The organism is Parabacteroides faecis (assembly GCF_014647375.1).
Classification (GTDB): domain Bacteria; phylum Bacteroidota; class Bacteroidia; order Bacteroidales; family Tannerellaceae; genus Parabacteroides; species Parabacteroides faecis.
Map to the genome: position 1 here is coordinate 88,720 of NZ_BMPB01000002.1, position 19,170 is coordinate 107,889.

General features: G+C 43.5%; 18 protein-coding genes. 9 read left to right on the top strand and 9 right to left on the bottom strand.

The window, feature by feature from the left end:
- Together IEY67_RS03030 and IEY67_RS03035 are read left to right on the top strand one after the other, a co-directional pair.
- The gene (locus tag IEY67_RS03030; protein WP_122374385.1) at positions 1–741 is read left to right on the top strand and encodes an ABC transporter ATP-binding protein; all 741 of its coding nucleotides are present in this window, start codon (positions 1–3) and stop codon (positions 739–741) included.
- On the top strand, positions 734–1,690 hold the full coding sequence (locus IEY67_RS03035; RefSeq protein ID WP_183669664.1) for an ABC transporter permease: 957 nt from the start codon (positions 734–736) through the stop codon (positions 1,688–1,690). Before IEY67_RS03030 ends, IEY67_RS03035 begins: the two co-directional genes overlap by 8 nt.
- An 87-nt stretch (positions 1,691–1,777) precedes the next feature.
- On the opposite strand, the gene IEY67_RS03040 is transcribed toward IEY67_RS03035, so the two are convergent.
- The 4 genes from IEY67_RS03040 to IEY67_RS03055 all read right to left on the bottom strand — a co-directional run bounded on the left by IEY67_RS03040 (position 1,778) and on the right by IEY67_RS03055 (position 5,076).
- Positions 1,778–2,245: an alanyl-tRNA editing protein gene (locus tag IEY67_RS03040; RefSeq protein WP_183669666.1), complete on the bottom strand. Its 468-nt coding sequence runs from the start codon at positions 2,243–2,245 to the stop codon at positions 1,778–1,780.
- A gap of 1 nt (position 2,246) precedes the next feature.
- Positions 2,247–3,257, bottom strand: a complete 1,011-nt coding sequence (locus IEY67_RS03045) for a virulence RhuM family protein/type II toxin-antitoxin system death-on-curing family toxin (protein ID WP_229800951.1) — start codon at positions 3,255–3,257, stop codon at positions 2,247–2,249.
- Between the two features lie 82 nt (positions 3,258–3,339).
- Complete coding sequence (locus tag IEY67_RS03050) at positions 3,340–4,416, bottom strand: GNAT family N-acetyltransferase (RefSeq protein ID WP_183669671.1); 1,077 nt, start codon at positions 4,414–4,416, stop codon at positions 3,340–3,342.
- Positions 4,417–4,560: 144 nt separating this feature from the next.
- Entirely contained in the window at positions 4,561–5,076 is a 516-nt protein-coding gene (locus IEY67_RS03055; protein ID WP_183669673.1) for an outer membrane beta-barrel protein, read from the bottom strand.
- A gap of 150 nt (positions 5,077–5,226) precedes the next feature.
- Between IEY67_RS03055 and panB the strand changes: the two genes are divergently transcribed.
- Positions 5,227–6,054, top strand: coding sequence for a 3-methyl-2-oxobutanoate hydroxymethyltransferase (gene panB / locus IEY67_RS03060; RefSeq protein ID WP_122352554.1), 828 nt, complete (start codon positions 5,227–5,229; stop codon positions 6,052–6,054).
- Positions 6,055–6,233: 179 nt separating this feature from the next.
- A complete protein-coding gene (locus tag IEY67_RS03065; RefSeq protein WP_183669675.1) occupies positions 6,234–7,559 on the top strand; it encodes a cobyrinic acid a,c-diamide synthase CobB in 1,326 nt (441 codons plus the stop codon).
- On the opposite strand, the gene IEY67_RS03070 is transcribed toward IEY67_RS03065, so the two are convergent.
- Positions 7,552–8,259, bottom strand: coding sequence for a DNA alkylation repair protein (locus IEY67_RS03070; RefSeq protein WP_183669677.1), 708 nt, complete (start codon positions 8,257–8,259; stop codon positions 7,552–7,554). The genes IEY67_RS03065 and IEY67_RS03070 overlap by 8 nt on opposite strands.
- A gap of 103 nt (positions 8,260–8,362) precedes the next feature.
- Between IEY67_RS03070 and IEY67_RS03075 the strand changes: the two genes are divergently transcribed.
- Genes IEY67_RS03075 through IEY67_RS03085 form a run of 3 tightly spaced genes read left to right on the top strand, consistent with a single transcriptional unit; the run spans position 8,363 to position 11,075 of the window.
- Positions 8,363–8,857, top strand: coding sequence for a hypothetical protein (locus IEY67_RS03075; protein ID WP_183669679.1), 495 nt, complete (start codon positions 8,363–8,365; stop codon positions 8,855–8,857).
- Between the two features lie 21 nt (positions 8,858–8,878).
- The gene (locus IEY67_RS03080) at positions 8,879–10,507 is read left to right on the top strand and encodes a flotillin family protein (protein WP_122352558.1); all 1,629 of its coding nucleotides are present in this window, start codon (positions 8,879–8,881) and stop codon (positions 10,505–10,507) included.
- A gap of 1 nt (position 10,508) precedes the next feature.
- A complete protein-coding gene (locus IEY67_RS03085; RefSeq protein ID WP_183669681.1) occupies positions 10,509–11,075 on the top strand; it encodes a cob(I)yrinic acid a,c-diamide adenosyltransferase in 567 nt (188 codons plus the stop codon).
- Positions 11,076–11,284: 209 nt separating this feature from the next.
- Here IEY67_RS03085 and IEY67_RS03090 read toward each other — a convergent pair whose 3' ends face one another.
- Complete coding sequence (locus IEY67_RS03090; RefSeq protein ID WP_183669682.1) at positions 11,285–12,136, bottom strand: histidinol-phosphatase; 852 nt, start codon at positions 12,134–12,136, stop codon at positions 11,285–11,287.
- Positions 12,137–12,261: 125 nt separating this feature from the next.
- Here IEY67_RS03090 and IEY67_RS03095 point away from each other — a divergent pair, with 125 nt between their 5' ends.
- The gene (locus IEY67_RS03095) at positions 12,262–12,432 is read left to right on the top strand and encodes a hypothetical protein (protein ID WP_183669684.1); all 171 of its coding nucleotides are present in this window, start codon (positions 12,262–12,264) and stop codon (positions 12,430–12,432) included.
- A 206-nt stretch (positions 12,433–12,638) separates the two neighbouring features.
- Here the strand turns inward: IEY67_RS03095 and kbl are convergent, their stop codons facing one another.
- The gene (kbl, locus tag IEY67_RS03100) at positions 12,639–13,829 is read right to left on the bottom strand and encodes a glycine C-acetyltransferase (RefSeq protein ID WP_122374393.1); all 1,191 of its coding nucleotides are present in this window, start codon (positions 13,827–13,829) and stop codon (positions 12,639–12,641) included.
- 151 nt (positions 13,830–13,980) lie between these two features.
- Here kbl and IEY67_RS03105 point away from each other — a divergent pair, with 151 nt between their 5' ends.
- Positions 13,981–14,934, top strand: coding sequence for an NAD-dependent epimerase/dehydratase family protein (locus tag IEY67_RS03105; RefSeq protein ID WP_122352562.1), 954 nt, complete (start codon positions 13,981–13,983; stop codon positions 14,932–14,934).
- 261 nt (positions 14,935–15,195) lie between these two features.
- Here IEY67_RS03105 and IEY67_RS03110 read toward each other — a convergent pair whose 3' ends face one another.
- Both IEY67_RS03110 and IEY67_RS03115 read right to left on the bottom strand, forming a co-directional pair.
- A complete protein-coding gene (locus IEY67_RS03110) occupies positions 15,196–16,521 on the bottom strand; it encodes a Na+/H+ antiporter NhaC family protein (RefSeq protein ID WP_183669686.1) in 1,326 nt (441 codons plus the stop codon).
- A 54-nt stretch (positions 16,522–16,575) separates the two neighbouring features.
- Positions 16,576–19,167 carry a DUF5686 and carboxypeptidase-like regulatory domain-containing protein gene (locus IEY67_RS03115; RefSeq protein WP_183669688.1) on the bottom strand — a complete coding sequence of 864 codons (2,592 nt, stop codon included), beginning with the start codon at positions 19,165–19,167 and terminating at the stop codon, positions 16,576–16,578.
- Positions 19,168–19,170: the final 3 nt, after the last annotated feature.

A 19,170-nucleotide genomic window follows, 5' to 3' on the forward strand; every position in this document is an offset into this window, starting at 1 on the left:
ATGTGTCAACCTGTTATTGAACTTACCGGACTGACAAAGAAGTATGGTGATTTTACTGCAGTGAACGATTTGAACCTCCGGATAAACAAGAAAGATATATTCGGATTGCTGGGGCCTAACGGGGCAGGGAAGTCGACTACGATCCTGATGATGTTGGGACTAACGGAGCCAACAGCCGGTTCTGTGAAAGTTTGTGGTATAAACTCTACAACACATCCGATCGATGTGAAACGGATAGTCGGTTACTTACCGGAAGATGTCGGCTTTTACGATGATATGACCGGTATTGAAAATCTCGTATATACCGCGCAGTTGAACGGTATCCGGAAGAATGAAGCCAAGGAAAAGGCAGGGCAATTATTGGAAAGGGTAGGGCTTGCCAATGAAGGAAAGAAGAAGGCCGGTAAATATTCAAGAGGTATGCGTCAGCGCCTAGGCTTGGCAGATGTTCTGATAAAAGAGCCTGAAGTGATTATTCTGGATGAACCGACTTCGGGAATTGACCCTTCCGGTGTGCGTGAGTTTATGGATCTGATCCATCAGCTCAGTAGCGAAGAGGGATTGACTGTTTTGTTTTCTTCCCATCATTTGGACCAGGTGCAGCAGGTTTGTAACCGGGTTGGCTTGTTCTGTAAGGGGAAACTGCTGGCAGATATTGAATTGACCGAACAGCAGAAGAGGGAGCATGGGCTTGATGATATTTATAATCGTTATTTCGAAGGAGGTAAAGATCATGAATAGAGTGTATCATCCATTTTGGGTTATTGTGAATAAAGAGGTGTCCGATCATGTAAGGAGCTGGCGGTTCATTATCCTGATCGTCATTATCGCTCTGACTTGTATGGGGTCACTGTATACGGCTTTGACGAATATTGGGGCTTCCATTAAACCGAATGATCCGGACAATGCGTTCCTTTTCCTGAAACTGTTTACCGTATCGGATGGAACTCTACCTTCTTTTGTCGTGTTTATCAGTTTCCTGGGACCACTGTTAGGGATTGCTTTGGGATTTGATGCGATAAACTCGGAACAGAACCGGGGTACATTGAGTCGTATCCTGTCTCAACCGATCCATCGGGATTTCCTGATCAATGCGAAATTCGTAGGTGCTTTGATCGTGATAGGTATCATGTTGTTTGCCCTCGGATTTCTGGTGATGGGTTTTGGCCTGATTGCGATCGGGATTCCTCCAACGGCGGAAGAGTTTTTGCGAATGGTGTTCTTTATTATCGTCAGTATCTTCTACGTAGCATTCTGGCTGAATCTGTCGATTTTCTTTTCCATACAATTTCGTCAAGCTGCGACTTCAGCGCTGGCCTGTGTGGCGATCTGGCTGTTTTTCAGTGTTTTCTATAATATGATCATTAATCTGATCGGGAAAGCACTTAGTCCTTCAGACTTTGCCAGTGATTATCAGATTGTACATTATCAGCGTTTTATGCTGAATCTGTTACGGTTTGCACCGAGTCAGTTGTTCAATGAGGCAACGACAACTCTGTTGATGCCTTCAGTCCGTAGCCTGGGACCGTTGACTATGGAGCAGGTACATGGGGCTATTCCTAGTCCGCTGCCGTTAGGGCAGAGCCTGCTGGTAGTCTGGCCACAGTTGACCGGATTGATTGCTGCGACAGTTATTTGTTTTGCTTTATCATATGTCTCTTTTATGAGACGAGAAGTGCGTTCCCGATAATTTGATAATAAATAGAGAAAAGGCTCTTGTCTGTTTTGTATCAGATAGGAGCCTTTCTTTTTTTATATCTCAAAACCATATCCTGGTTTACACAGCTTCCAGTTTGAAACGCAGACGTAACCGTCCGTCGGTATAATCGTAGTTCAGTAATTTAAACCGTCCGATTTCAGAGGTATTGCTGACATGGGTACCGATACAGGCACAAGCATCATAATCGCCTACCCGTACGATGCGCAATGTTTCGCTGGCTTCTTCCGGTAGTTTGCTCAAATCTACAATATCGGCTGCCGCTTCACGTGGCATAAAGTCAATAGTAACCGGCAGATGTTGTTCGATGACTTCGTTGACACGGCGTTCCACTTCAGCCATTGTTTCTGCAGAGGGAGCTTCCGATAGAATATAGTCACATTTACTCTTTTTTCTTTCTATATGAGCGTTCTTAGAACGGGGACAACCGAACATCCGGACCATTGTCTGATTAAGAATATGTTCGGCAGTGTGCATAGGTGGATATTCCTGTTTGTTGTGATCGTTTAATTGGATTTCCTGTTCCATATCAATTATTTTGATTTATTAAATTTACTACTACTTTTACCATAACGTCTTTTTCTTCCGTACGACTTTCTGCAATCATCAAAGTGAGGGCAACTAATGTATTATCAGCAATACGTTTTTCACCATTTGGGTGATAGAGGATACCGTTGTTTTCCATAAACCAGAGAAATAGCATAGCTGCAATTCGTTTATTCCCATCGCTGAAAGAATGGTTCTTAGTTACCAGGTAGAGTAACATGGCTGCTTTCTCTTCAATACTTGGATATAACTCAATACCATCGAATGTTTGATAAATAGTTGAAACCGAACTTTTGAATGACTGGTCTTTTTCATGTGCAAAGAGTTCGCTTTCTCCAAATTTACCTTTTAAGCTACGAATAGCTTCCATCGCATTTTCATATGTGGCATGAAATTTATCTCCTTGGGTCGTGTCCTCGATGAGGAGTTGCTGATAATCATATTTATCTAAAGTGTCAAGGGCATAGACATAATCAGTTACAACAGCCAATAGTCCTTTGGACTGGTCAGATGTTAACTGTTCTTGGTTTTTGAGCGTATTACCGAGAATGTGAACCATCTCTTTTAGCTCTTGATAATGTTCTAGTTTTATCTTTTGGTTGATGGCATATCCTTTAATAAGATAATCTTTCAATATCTTGTTTGCCCAAATACGAAATTGGGTACCGCGTAGACTTTTTACCCGATATCCTATGGATATGATAACATCAAGGTTATAATAAGCCACCTCTCGTGTTTGTGATTTGCCCTTAATCGCACCATGTGAAGTGGTATGTGCAAAATTTGCACATACCACTTCCTGTTTTAGTTCTTTTTCTTTAAAAATATTTTTGATGTGTTTGCCTATTACTGTTCTTTCTCTTCCAAATAACTCTGCCATTTGGGATTGCGTGAGCCATACGGTATCGCTATTCATCTTTACCTCTAATGATATTTGGCTATCTTTAGTTGTATAAATGATAATGGAGGAGGCGTCAACACCCTCCATATGCATAGACGGATACTCCTGTTTGTTGTATTCGTTTAATTGAATTTCTTGTTCCATAGTTATGTTCAATGTTTCCTTTGAGAATTACTTATTCTGCAATCTCTTTTTTCAAAATGCTATATACATTAATATCTGTATATTCTCCGGTTATTAAAAGTTCACCGTCGCGTTCCGTACCTTCTTGTGTGAATCCTAAGCGTTGAGGAATGGCATTGCTGGCTGCGTTGCCTACGGCGCATCTTATTTGGATGCGGTTGAAACCTTTCTCAAAGAAAGCCAACAGGCATAAATGATGTACGGCTCGTGTCACAATGCCTTTTCCTCTGTATTCGGGAAGCAGCCAATAACCTATTTCCGTACGATAATTGGCACGGTCTGAAAAATGGAAACCAATCAATCCACAGATGCTTTTGCCTTTCTCAATGATATAGACGATATCCCGTTCTTCATACGGGACCTTTAAGGATGATTCCAGGAACGATTGTTCGTCGGCAATACTTTTCAGGCTATCGACAAACGGTAACCAGGTTCGCAGATCGTCACGATTTTTATCTATTGCGTTATAAATAACTTCGGCATCCTCGTAAATAGCTTCACGGATAGTATAACCCGGAACACCGAAAGACGAGACATGAGGATAAATACATTTCTCGAATGCCTTTCTTGTATTGTTACCTCGGTAACAGACTTCTCCCGTATATTCGAACCCTAGCGAATCGATCAGGTGAAGCATATATTCATTGTCGTAATTGGTGTCGACACGGAAATTATAAATACCTTTCCGACGGCTGACCTTTTCTGCTTCCAGCATGAAGCGTTTGGCTATTCCCTGACGTTTCATTTCATCGGCAATAGCCAGACGGTGGACGATCATATAAGGAAGTTCATTCGTCCATTTACCATCTATATCTTTATAAACAGGTTCTCCGTCGAATGAGATGACACCATAGGCAACCACTTTATTCTCTTTACAAAAAACGTAGCCATTACCTGTTTTTATATCTTGATCGATCGTTTCGAGAGCCGGGTAATTTTCATCCCATTGGTGGCTGTTAAGTCGGCGCATCTGTTCTTTTGCCTGCCCGATAATGACCCAGATACGCTCGATATCCGTTTCTTCAGCTTTCCGGAATTGTAAGTCGGAGGTGATATTTCTATTGTCCATATTATATACTTATATTTCAGCAGATGCAAATATAATGATATATTTCGGGCAATCGGATATTTTAGAAGAGAAGTAGAAAGCGATCCCGGGCTTGACCCGGGATGAAAAGACTGTGTCAAAAACCACAGTCTTTTGTTTTCTTAATTAGAATTCGTAGTGGAAACCGAAACTCAGGTCTTCCGAACTCAAACTGATACCGGAAGTGCTGTTTGCATATTTGTAATCGTCACGATAACCGGCAAATCCGTATTTGGTAACGAATGTCAGATTTTTGCATATCTCCAGTGCAATACCCGGTTTGATACCGACTTCGAAGCCATTGACATTGTCATAACCTTCTTCTTTATAAGTAGAAATACCAACGCCACCATCCAGGAATAAACGAACAATACCTTTTTCAAAGAAAGAGAAACGGGCATAGGGAGCAAAACTGAATGCATTTGCTTTTGCTTCATCTTTTTTGACATGAGTATAGCCGATTTCTGCAGCAATAGCCCAATTCTTGTTCAGATTGTAACCGACTTCAGGGGCGATAGTAAAATTGGTGACATCAGTGTTCTTATCGTGAGTCAGATTGAAAGAACCACCTACATAAACCTGTGCATCAGCACTGATGATTGCCATAAAAGCAACCACCAAAGTAAAAACTAACTTTTTCATCTTTGCTTGTATTTTAAACTTTAAATGTAAACGGCTGCAAAGATATACAAAAATAAACATATGTTGTACGGCATAAATATTTTATTGTTTGTCTTGCTTATTACAGAATATCCTTAACTTTGTCGCCGTAACAATTAACAAAAAAGCATTATGTCAGTTGCAAAGAGGGATTTAGATGATACAAGAAAGGTGACAACACATCGCCTGATGGAAATGAAACAACGTGGAGAAAAAATATCCATGTTGACAGCTTACGACTATTCTATGGCTAAACTGATCGATCAGGCAGGTATGGACGTTATCCTGGTCGGCGATTCTGCATCGAATGTGATGGCCGGAAATGTAACAACGCTTCCTATAACACTGGATCAGATGATTTATCATGGTAAGTCTGTTATGAAAGCCGTTAATCGTGCATTGGTAGTAGTAGACCTGCCTTTCGGTACCTATCAGGGTAATTCGAAAGAGGCTTTGGCTTCCGCTATCCGTGTCATGAAAGAGACTCACGCTGATTGTATTAAATTGGAGGGAGGAAGTGAAATAAGAGAATCCATTGAGCGCATCCTTTGTGCAGGTATACCTATCATGGGACATTTGGGTTTGACTCCGCAGTCTATTAATAAATTCGGAACTTACACAGTTCGTGCCCGTGAAGAAGCTGAAGCACAGAAGTTGATTGACGATGCACATCTGTTGGAAGAGATCGGTTGTTTTGCCATCGTGTTGGAAAAGATTCCGGCAGACCTGGCTGCACGTGTCGCTTCCGAACTGACTATTCCTATTATCGGTATCGGTGCCGGTGGAGGTGTAGACGGTCAGGTTTTGGTGATGCATGATATGTTGGGCATCAATATGGGATTCTCTCCGCGTTTCCTTCGTAGATACGCCAATATCGGAGAAGAGATCACTCGTGCCGTACAAGCTTACATTGAAGATGTAAAGACACAGGATTTCCCGAATGAAAAAGAACAATATTAGAAAATATTGAACCCAAATGACAGGTTTTGTAGGGGCGGGGTTTACCCGCCCTTTGTGACAATAATATAACAACCGATGGAGAGGGGCGGGCAGACCCCGCCCCTACCAACGACACTACATTCAATTTTGATAAATACTGAATCTATTGCCATCCCCATTGGCATATTAGCACATTATTTATGAAAGCTCATCTTTTAATAGGTGCCGCTTCATCGGGAAGCGGAAAGACAACATTTACACTCGGATTGCTTCGGGCATTGAAGAACCGGGGTGGAAAAGTCAGACCGTTTAAATGCGGACCGGACTATATCGATACACGCCATCATAAGGAAGCGGCCGGTTTCCCTTCCGTAAATCTGGACAGTTTCATGATGTCGGAGCAACATATACGGGAACTGTATCAACGTTATACATCCGGTGCCGATTATGCCGTAACCGAGGGTGTCATGGGACTTTTCGACGGCTATGACGCTATGAAGGGCAGCAGTGCGGAAATTGCCCGGCTATTGAATATCCCTGTTATCCTGATCGTTAATGCGAAAAGTACAGCTTACTCCGTTGCCCCCTTATTATATGGGTTCAGGAACTTCTATAAAGAAATAAACATTGTCGGTGCAGTCTTTAATTTCGTTGCCTCTGAAAGCCATTATTCCTTTCTGAAACAAGCCTGTGAAGATGCCGGAGTGGAAGCTTTGGGATATCTACCCAAACAGGCAGATGTGGAAATACCGAGTCGTCACCTGGGTTTAACGCTGGATGAAGCATTTTGTTTAGATACTTTTGCCGACCGTGTAGCCGAATTAGTGGAGAAACACGTCGATATCGATCGTCTTTTAGCATTGACAGCTTGCCGGCCGGATACTGTTTCGCCCGTATCTTTCCAGGAGGAAAGACAATCTTCTCCTTTGAAAATATCCATAGCCCGTGATGCCGCCTTTAACTTTGCCTATGAGGAAAATATCCGTTTCCTACACCAGTTAGGAAGGGTTACTTTTTTTAGTCCGTTGAAAGATTCAACATTGCCGGAATCTGATTTTGTCTATTTGCCCGGTGGTTATCCTGAATTATTCCTTTCCGGATTATCAGCCAACCGATCCATGCTCCAATCCATTCGCAATTATGCCGAAGCAGGAGGGAAGTTACTTGCAGAATGCGGTGGAATGATGTATCTCTGTAATGATATAAAGTCGTCCGAAGGAACGAGTTATCCGGTAGTCGGCCTATTAAACCAATCGGCGACTATGGAACAGATGAAACTTCGTCTCGGATACCGTACGTTACGTTATCAGGATCATATCTTAACGGGCCACGAATTCCATTATTCGCGTATAGAATCTCAGGAAGAGAAACTCCTGTCTGTCGCAACGGCCTATACTGCTAAGGGCAGTCCCGTCGACACTCCTTTATACCGATATAAGAACGTGCTCGCCGGATATACCCATCTTTATTGGGGAGACCCGGCAAGGAACCAATGGTTCATCGACTATCTGAACGGACTTATTTAGCCATTGCCAATGCTTTCAACTCTTTGGGCATTTTCTCGATCGCATATCTCAGGGAAGTTCGTGGCATAGCCGCTTTTTTTGCCATCACATAATCGAAGACTTCTTTCTGATGGGCTTCACTGGCCGCTTTCAGCATCCAGCCATATCCTTTTTGTACCAGATCGTCCGGATCATTGAAGAGAATATCGGCTATTTCAAATATATCGTTCAGGAAAAGCCCTTTTCTGGCAGGGATGATCAATGTTACAGCGGCGGCACGTTTCGTCCAGCGGTTGTCGGAATGCGCCCACTCTTTTAACCGGGTAATATATTCCGGGTACATTTCCAGGAAAGTTCCAACGGTATGATTGCATAATGTGTCGCAGGATGCCCAGTTGGATACATATTCATTCACCCATCCCTCGAATACAGAAAAGTCTTCCGGCTCATATCGTTCGTGGATATAATAGGACCAGTTGCAGGCAATATAAGATTCTTCCGAATACCCGGACTTCCACAATTCTTCGCATAAAGCAAAGATGTCGTTCTTGGGAAGTTCCTTGATCGACTGATAAAACTCCTTACTGATCTTGTTGACCATAGGAATTTTCACTCCGTGATACAAGATCTTCTCTTTGAAGAAGCTCTGTGCATTCAGCCGGGTCTTTTCATCAATGTTTTCTTCCAGTGCCTGACATACTTGTTCTATAGTTGTTTTCATGAGGTATATATAATATATTTGATTACAAACATACATATTTTTCCTATATATGTCCGTTTTATCGAAATTATCCTTATTTTCGTGAAAACTAATAATTCATACCATGGTCAATACTATTTTTCTGGGGATCGCCATCGTTGCATCCGCAATATTTCTGATACAGTTCATCATGTCTGTTTTCTTTGGTGATCTGGATACGGACACCGATGTCGACGTCGATCTCGGCAGCGTGGTTTCCTTTAAAGGATTAACCCATTTTTGTATCGGCTTCGGATGGTATATGTATATTGCTAAGAGTACAGCCATATCCACTTTTCTGATCGGAATCCTGATCGGGTTGGCGTTTGTTTTCATCTTATGGTTTCTGTATAAGAAAGCTTACCAGCTTCAGAAGGAGAATAAGCCGGAGAAGACGGAAGCCCTGGTCGGACGGGAATGTACTATTTATGCCCACGACGGAATACGTTATATCGTACAGATGGCTTTGAACGGAGCTTTGCGTGAAGTGGAAGTGCGTTCCCTGGAAGGTAAAACCTACCAGACCGGAGACCGGACGTTGATCTGCAAAGTGGAATCGGGAACAATTTATATACAATAATAATAAATCAGCGAGTAAATTATGACACAGGAAATGTTAATCATGGTAGCCATCCTTGTAGGGGTTATCATCCTTTCTTTTATCGGGATCCTTTCCCGTTATCGCAAATGTAAGAGTGATGAAGTGTTGGTGGTGTATGGTAAGACCTCCGGTGAGAAGTCTGCTAAACTCTATCATGGTGGTGCTGCCTTCGTTTGGCCTATCATTCAGGGGTACGAATTCCTGTCGATGAAACCGCTTCAGATCGATTGTAAACTGACCGGAGCCTTGTCTGCCCAGAATATCCGTGTGGATGTCCCGACGACTATTACGGTCGCGATCAGTACCGACCCCGAGGTGATGCAGAATGCTGCCGAACGTCTGTTGGGGCTGCAACCGGAAGATAAGCAGAATCTTATTACCGATGTCGTGTACGGTCAGATGCGTCTGGTCATTGCCGATATGACGATCGAGGAACTGAACTCCGACCGTGATAAATTCCTTTCTAAAGTGCGCGACAATATCGATACGGAATTACGCAAGTTCGGTCTCTACCTGATGAACATCAACATCAGTGATATCCGCGACGCAGCCAACTATATCGTCAACCTGGGTAAAGAAGCGGAAAGTAAAGCTTTGAATGAAGCCCAGGCGAATATCGAAGAACAGGAAAAACTGGGTGCTATCAAGATTGCGAACCAGATTCGTGAACGTGAAACGACTGTAGCCGAAACACGTAAGGACCAGGATATCGCGATTGCCGAAACCAAGAAGCAGCAGGAAATCTCCGTAGCCAATGCCGACAAGGAACGTATCTCGCAGGTTGCCGTGGCTAATGCTTCGAAAGAATCGCAGGTAGCCAAAGCAGAAGCAGATAAGAATATCAATATCGAAAAAGCAAATACAGAAAAGGAAAGCCGTATCGCAGAATTGAATTCCGACATGGAAATCAAGAAAGCCGATGCCGGAAAGAAAGCAGCCGTAGGGCGAAATGAGGCAAACAAAGAGGTTGCCAAATCGGATGCCGAATTAGCAGTGACACAAGCAGAAGCAAATAAACAGGCCGGTGAAGCAGCAGCTAGATCAGAAGCCTCCGTACAAGCTGCCCGCGAAATAGCTCAGCGTGAAGTGGAAGAAGCAAAAGCGAAGAAGGTGGAATCTGCCCTGAAAGCACAAAAGATCGTCCCGGCAGAGATCGCCCGTCAGGAAGCGATCCTCCAGGCGGAAGCTGTTGCCGAAAAGATGATCCGTGAAGCCGAAGCAAAAGCAAAGGCAACATTGGCGCAGGCAGAGGCCGAAGCAAGAGCGATCCAGATGAAGCTGGAAGCCGAAGCTGAAGGTAAAAAGAAGTCATTGCTTGCTGAAGCCGACGGTTTCAAGGCGATGGTCGAGGCCGCCGAATCGAATCCGGCTATCGCTATCCAGTATAAGATGGTAGATCAGTGGAAAGAAATTGCCGGCGAACAGGTGAAGGCATTCGAACATATACAGCTGGGTGATATCACTGTCTTCGATGGAGGCCAGGGCACAACCGGTAACTTCCTGAATCAATTGGTTAAAACTGTAGCTCCGAGTCTCGGCGTATTGGATAAGCTGCCTATCGGTGATACGGTAAAAGGAATCATTCACCCGGAAGAAAAAGAAGATAAGAAAGATACAACAAAGAAGTAAAATGAGAATTTATACCAAAGGAGGGGATAAAGGCCGCACCGGTATCCACGGCGGCGAACGGGTTGAGAAAGACGATATCCGTATCGAAGCGAACGGTACATTGGATGAAGTGAATGCACAGATCGGTATCGTGCGGGCTTTATTGCCTCCGGAACATGAGTGGCAGGATGTCTTAGGTAAAATACAACGGGAGTTGATGGTGGTGATGTCGCACGTGGCAACTCCGTCCGCTATCCGTGATAAGAATCCGAACAGCCTTTCGGACGACCTGGTGTCTTTCTGCGAACAACAGATCGATGTCTTGACGGGACAGATGCAGGATAACGGCTTCTTTATCCTGCCCGGTGGTACATTGATTTCGGCTCACCTGCAACTGGCGCGTACCGTTGCCCGCCGTGCCGAACGCCGCCTTTGGACATTGTACCGGAAAGACCCGCTTCCGGAAGAGATCATGCAGTTTGTCAATCGCTTGTCAGACTTGTTTTTTACAATGGCTCGTTACGAGATGTTCAGGCAGGATCATGCCGAAGAGCGCTGGAACTCCTTCTTGTATAAGCGTAAAAGATAGGAACTTCAATATGCTAGGATAGCATATCTAATGTCTTTTGTCCGCAGTTTTGAATAAATAAAGCCAAAGTTACTAAATAGCAAGGCATGCCTTACGTATTTGTAGCTTTGGCTTTACCTTTTTGTTATGCCAACCTTACGTATTTTAATCTAGGGAGGAATGAGCTTAAAGTATGCCCCTTTTTACTTTACATATAAGGATGTAAAGGTTTACTCCCCGGTAGGGATATCCTGCCAGGTCCCTTTCACCAGTTCGCGGGTAGTCGTAAAACCGATCTCTTTCAGTAATTTAAAAGCTTCTTCCCGTCCGTCATTCACCAGGTCCGGATAGTGGCAGTCGGAGTTGACCATTACCGGTATATTCATCTCTTTCAGTAATCCGAGATATTCTTTCCGAGGGAATAGCTGCTGTTTTTTAACCAGATTTTTGGTGTTTACTTCTACCATCAACCCCTTTTCTGCGATCAGATCGAGGGTTGCCCTGAACGGTTCCTGATACCAGTCCGCATCAAATGAGAAACCTTCGCATTTGTGTCCGTTCATATAAATCTTGTCCATGTGCCCAACGATATCGATTCCTCCTGCCTGGATCATCTTCATGGTCGAATCGAAATAGCGGGCAACCAGTTTACGGATATCACCTTCGAAATAGTGATCGAGGGAAGCTTTGTAATCGGTAAAAGAACCGTCGATGCAGACCATGTTTTCTTCACACAAATGTTCTGATATAGGGAGGAAATGAATGGAGCCGATGCGGTAATCTAACGGTAATTTCCGGAAATAGGCGATAGAAGGATTATAGGTTTCATCCAGATAATCGATCTCCAGGGCTGTATATATTTCCAACCGGTTACTGTATTTCGTTTTCAGCCGGTTTATTTCAGCCAGGTATTCGGGCATATCGTCTTTCGACATATTCCAGAATGTTTCGAAGGGCAGGGGAGAATGCGATGAAAATCCATACGCCCGGAACCCATGGGATATAGCGAACTTTACAAAGTCTTCAGGCGTACTACGCCCGTCACAGAATGTACAATGACTGTGATAGTTACTAAGCTGCATAAATTATTGTCGATTATTTAGGGACACAAAGATAGGAAATCTTTCCGGGTTATCATAAACATATTGTTCCGTACTGTTGTTTAATAGTTGAGAGATTGTTAAACAGGTGATAAATATTAAGAGATATGAACAGGCGTGAAAGGCTGGAGTTGGAAGTTTCCAATATTCAGGAAAAGATAGATAAAGCTTCTAAGGATGTTCCTTCCCATATTTTGAATTCGTGGAAGAAGGATCTGGTGAGTCTGGAGTTTGAACTGAACAACCTCGTGGATGGCGAGGAAGATAATAATTATTGAAAGTGTATATTTATAGGTTAATAGATTGTTTTAGAAAGAAAAGAAGAAGATGCCTAAAAGCTATTACCGGATGCAGATAACGCAGAATACGCAGAGTTTCGCAGATTTTTTAATTAATAATACATATGGTCTGCGAGACTCTGCGCTCTGTCTGCGTATTCTGCGTTCCTTAATATAGACTTTTTAGACAACTCCTTCTTTTTGTCTTATTTGATAACGTTCAGCTCTTTACCCACCTTGATAAATGCAGCGATCGCTTTATCCAAATGTTCTTTTTCATGTCCGGCAGACAACTGGACGCGGATACGTGCCTGGTCTTTCGGAACTACCGGATAATAGAATCCTGTTACATAGATTCCTTCTTCCTGCATCTTGGCAGCGAAATCCTGAGATAATTTAGCATCATACAGCATAACGGCACAGATAGCGGACTGAGTCGGTTTGATATCGAAACCGGCAGCCAGCATCTTATCGCGGAAGTAAGATACGTTACCCATCAGTTTGGTATGCAGGGCATCGCTTTCTTTCAGCATCTTGAACATTTCCAGACTGGCTCCGACGATAGCAGGTGCTACTGAGTTAGAGAACAGATAAGGACGTGAACGCTGGCGAAGCATGTCGATAATTTCTTTTTTACCTGTAGTGAAACCACCCATTGCACCGCCGAATGCTTTACCTAATGTACCTGTGAAGATGTCTACTTTACCATATACATTATATTGTTCTGCCACACCGTGACCGGTCGGACCGACAACACCGGCAGAGTGAGATTCGTCTACCATGACCAGTGCATCGTATTTTTCAGCCAGTTCGCAGATCTTATCCATCGGAGCAACATTACCGTCCATCGAGAACACACCGTCTGTTGCTATGATGCGGTGACGCTGAGCCTGCGCTTCCTGCAGACAACGTTCCAGATCGGCCATATCGGCATTGGCATAACGATAACGTTTTGCTTTACACAAACGTACACCATCGATGATGGAAGCGTGGTTCAGTGAATCGGAGATGATAGCGTCTTCTTCGCCGAACAACGGTTCGAACAAACCTCCGTTTGCATCGAAACAAGCGGCATACAGAATAGTATCTTCCGTTTTGAAATAATCGGAAATGGCAGCTTCGAGTTGTTTGTGAAGATCCTGTGTTCCGCAGATAAAACGAACGGATGACATACCGTATCCGTGAGTATCCATGGCTTCTTTAGCTGCATTGATCAGACGTTGGTTGTCTGACAGACCAAGGTAATTGTTGGCACAGAAGTTTAAAACATCACTTCCGGCATTTACTTTAATGTCGGCTCTTTGAGGCGTAGTAATGATACGCTCGTTTTTGTACAATCCGGCTGCTTTAATGTTAGCCAGTTCCTGTGTAAGGAATTCTTTCAGTTTACCGTACATAACTTTGTTTTTTGTTAGTATTTTTAAATCGGGCAAAGTTCCTATTTTTTTTTGATAATGTGTAAAAAAAAACACAAGAAAATCGTGCAGGAACAATTTTATTCTCTATACCTTTGCCGCAGAAAAAACTTAAAAGAACAATAAAAACGCAATGAAGAATGTATTAATTATCGGTTCTACCGGTCAGATCGGCTCAGAGTTAACCATGGAGTTGAGAAAACGCTACAATGGCGACATCGTAGCAGGTTATATTTCCGGTGCAGAGCCTAAAGGTGAATTATTAGAATCAGGACCTTCTGCACTTGTTGATATAACAAATGAACAGCAGATCGCTGAAACAGTGTCTAAATATAAAATTGACACGATCTATAACCTGGCAGCGTTATTATCTGCTGTAGCTGAAGCAAAACCTCAGTTAGCATGGAAGATCGGTATGGGTGGTTTGTTCAACGTATTGGAAGTAGCTCGCGAAATGCATTGTGCCGTATTTACTCCGAGTTCTATCGGTGTATTTGGTAACAACACTCCGAAAGACAAGACTCCGCAGGATACAATCCGTAATCCACGTACAATGTATGGTGTTACTAAAGTTTCCGGCGAGTTGTTGAGCGATTATTACAACATCCGTTTTGGTGTCGATACCCGTTCGGTTCGCTTCCCGGGATTGATCTCTTACGTAACTCCTCCGGGTGGTGGTACGACCGACTATGCTGTGGATATTTACTATTCGGCTGTAAAAGGTGAAAAGTTTGAATGCCCGATCGCTGCTGGTACATTTATGGATATGATGTATATGCCGGACGCTTTGCATGCTGCTATCCAGATCATGGAAGCCGATCCGACTCGTCTGGTACACCGTAACTCATTCAACATTGCTTCTATGAGTTTCGATCCGGAAATCATTGCAAACAATATCAAGAAATACATTCCTGAATTACAGATGGAATATAAAGTCGATCCGTTACGCCAGGCAATTGCCGAATCATGGCCTAACTCGCTGGACGATACTTGTGCCCGTGAAGAGTGGGATTGGAAACCGACTTACGATCTGGATACAATGACCCGCGATATGATCGCTAAACTGAAAGAACGTTTCGGTAAATAATAATTATAAGAGGTTTGGTGAAGAGAGGGGATGTCCGGTTTCGGGTGTCCCCTTCGTTTTTATGTGTTGTAGAACATGTTTTGGCTAAATAATGTTAAGGTGATGCATTTTTCTCGCTAAAATTATGCTGAATAACATAAAACCTCTATATTTGCACTGTGTTTTTCATGGTATTAGATTTAAGGTTAACAATGAAGATTGGCTGTCCGTGATGGATAGCCTTTTTTTGTATATACAGGTCTCTGTAATGTTTATTTTTAATTATTTAGCCGGAACTGTTTTACTGAATTTTCGTGGATATCCGAAGAGAATAGCCAATAGTGCACCAAATCCTAATAAATAAGGATAATACAAGTATTGCATCACTTCAATAGGGGATACGTTCCCTAAGCCGGATGCCATCAGTAATTGTGCCCCGTAGGGAATGATTCCCTGTATGAAACAAGAAAAAATATCCAGGATACTTGCACTGCGACGTGGGTCGACTTTGAAACGGTCTGCTATGTCTTTAGCGATCGGACCTGCCATGATCAGGGCAATCGTATTGTTTGCCGTACAAAGATTGGCGAAACTTACCAATGCGGCAATGCTCAACTCTGCACCTTTCGAAGAACGGATATGAGAAGTCAGCTTGAGGATGATCCAGTCGATTCCGCCGTTGTAACGGATCATTTCCAGCATTCCGCCCGCCAATAGAGTCACAATGATCAGTTCTCCCATATTGGTGATACCGAGGCCCATTGAAGCTGTCCATCCCCAAATATCGAAACCTCCGGTCAGCAATCCAACGGTACCCGATAGCAGGATACCGATGAATAATACCAGCATTACATTTACACCGCAAATGGCCGCTACAAGAACGACCAGATAGGGAACCACTTTTACCCATTCAATAGCTCCTGCTGTATAACTGCTGTCTACGCCACTTCCTACTATGACATATATAATACCTGTTATGATCGCGATAGGAAGGGCGATACGTATATTTACTTTAAACTTATCGTTCATATTGCACCCTTGTGTACGGGTTGCAACAATTGTCGTATCGGATATGAAAGACAGGTTATCGCCGAACATGGCACCGCTCACGACAACTCCTAGCATCAAAGCATCGGGCATCCCAGTTTTGGCGGCAATCCCGACGGCTACCGGTGCCAGGGCAACGATGGTGCCTACAGAGGTTCCGACAGAGATCGAAATAAAACAAGCGGCAAGGAAAATACCGGCCGCCAGCAGGTTGCCGGGCAGGATCGACATCGCCAGGTTTACTGTCGCGTCTACAGCTCCCATTGCTTTGGCTGTCTGGGCAAAGGCTCCGGCCAATATAAAAATAAGGACCATTAGCATTATATTGCTGTTGGCCGCTCCGCGACAGAATTGTTCGATACGGTTGGATAGTTTTCCCCCTTTGGATATGGCTATGGCTACAACCGATGAGATAACGAAGGCTACTGTTATCGGCATCTTGTAGAAATCTCCAGCCAGTATGGAAACAACCAGATAGGTGAACAGGAATACCAGCAGGGGTATCAGTGCCCATGCATTCGGTGCGTGATTGAGGGGAGTATTTATATTCGTATCTTTCATAATTGTCAATTATCAATTGTCTTTGTCAATTGTTTTGAATCCATTTCCAACAGCCTAGAAGGAGAAGCGTAACGCGATACGTACCCCGCCTTTCTTAATATTGGGCTCGTCCAGGTAAGTCAACCGACGGTAATAGTCTATACGGAGGATCTTGAAAATATTTTCCAGACCGATACTAGCTTCCATATACGGTGTTTTGCCTAATGGACGTGTGCCGTCAGGCAGGACAAACAAGCCGGGAGTCATTGTCGGGTTGTTCTTATCTGTCAGTCCGCCGTAGATACCGTTGAAAGATATCACTTCACGCAGACGTAACCATTTGATACCCGGAATACGATTCAGTATCCATCCTTTCATATAATAGGTTGCGTTGAATGATACATACTGGTCGGTTACGAATTCCAGAGCGTTCATCATGTGGAATGCCTCCGGCTGGATCGTGATAGACTGGTTGGTATTCGGCAGGATCAGCAAAGGGAAAGGTACCTTGTTCCATACTTTACCAGCTTTCAACTGTGTATCGATATGGCCGAATGAGGATAACCAGATACGCTTTTCGGCACTGAGCTCCGTATGGTTATAATTGTATTCTCCACCTAAGACACCTTTAAATCCCAACTGATGCGACAGCTTAAAGATAGGAGCGTCTTTCGACAGGTTGAATACGGATTCTTTTCCCGAACGTCCGTCGTAGGAACGTTCTCCGGGGGCAAAACGAAGCTGTGTACCAATTTCTGATGTGGTAATGTCTTTTTTATGGATCAGTGTACCGTCTGCTTCTTTCTGGATATATTTAAGTGTACCGGCAGCCTGGTTATTCTGGTTGTACACCCATGATCTCCAGGTGAGACCGTTCAGCCATTCTTTTTCGTATTGAAACATGGATTTGCGGATGTACTGCATTTTTGTTACAGGTTCACCGACTTTCCAGGCGACAAAGATATTATCCTTGCTGGTGAATAGGAAATCCTGTCCGGGAGTATAAACGTCATATTCCTGGATAAAGGATAAATTATTGACCGGACTTTCCCCTTCGTGATAGAGCTTCTTATTAAAACTATGGGTCAGTTTTACATTGTATTTTAATTTTCGGTCGTTCGTTCCGTAGGCAAGATAACCACTGGCAAACCAGTAAGGATTCAAATTTGCTGTTGTCATACCGCCGACACGCAACCGGACACCTTCCAGGCGGTTACCGCTGATGGTGGTATTCATCGGACCGAAATCGAATTTGGTTGATTTCTTATCTCCGGCTGTCGGGATATAACCGGATATAAGGATCTCCGCCGTTTTAATAATCACATTGAATGCCGGGACTTTACGGAGTTGTGCCAGCAAATCGTCCAGGGCATTTTCTTTTTCTTTCAACGGAACATGACGATTGTTGATCCAGAAGGTATCCGTCTGTTCGATTGCTATAGGTAATGTATGAAGCGAACCTAATAAATTGAATACCGAATCGGCCTTTGCCTGTTCTATATTGAAATTATATTTATCGTAATTGCGGAGTTGGTGCGCATAGAGTTGTTGTGCTCCTTTTACCAGATAGAAGTTGACATAAGTGTTTTCATTCTTTACTACCCAGGTACTATCCGGCATCCGTTCAAATTCCTGTTCGATACGGAGCTTTTCGACCCAGTTTAGATTGATGTTGACCGGCGTGTTAAGCAGGAATTTCTTCAATGCGTAGTTACCGTCCAGTGTAATGTATAATCTACCGGTGAAACCATAACTTTGGCTGTTGACCGGGACGAAAGCCAGGTCGACACATTTATCGCCTCCGATATCCAGCGTATCCATGATGTAGTATTTGTAGTAGCTGGTAGCCAGGGTAGAGGACAGGGGGCTGACAAAACGGTTCAGCAGGATATTGATATTGTTATCGAAAATGTTGATGCCTTGAAATATCTCTTCCAGGTTAGAGGTGATGCCGCCACCGTCATCCAGAGTCTGGTCGACACCTTGCATGCGTTTACCTTTGACGATCGTCTTTTCGGTCTTCGGTTGTTTCCGGTAATACTTGTCCGCGATCGTTTCACGAACGGAGAGGGTCAGGATGGGTTTCCCGTTGAATTCGGATGTATCCAGATAGTTCTTGATGAATTTGAATTTCTTCATGAACTTGTTTTTCTCAAAGTCTGGGTTGAAATCGTCCAGGGAGAGGGAGAGCTTTTCGTAAACTTCCGTTTGGTATTCGTCTTTCGACTCGATACGGTTGTCGTTCTTATGTTCGATCACTTTTTTGATCAGTTCGACTGCCGGATTGTCTTTACGGGTATATTTTTCTTTCTTTGGTTTTACTACGACCTCGGATATTTCAAAAGCAGTAGGACGGAGCGCAATCATCAATCCATCGTTCTTTTGTCCCGTTTTGAGGTCTAATGTTTTTGTATCGTATCCTAATGATGCAATAGCTAACTTGTTGTATCCTTTATCGTTCTGTAAAGCAAAAGCTCCGTTGTCGTCGGTCATTGCCCCTATAGTGGAACCCTCGAAATAGACGGAAACAAATCCCAGAGGTTCTCCGGTGATTGAATCCTTTACAATACCGGAAGCAGAGGTTATGCTTTGTGCACATAAAATAGAAACACCGGTCACTGTTTGCAACAGTACCAACAGTAATATTAATCGAATTCTTTTTACCATGAA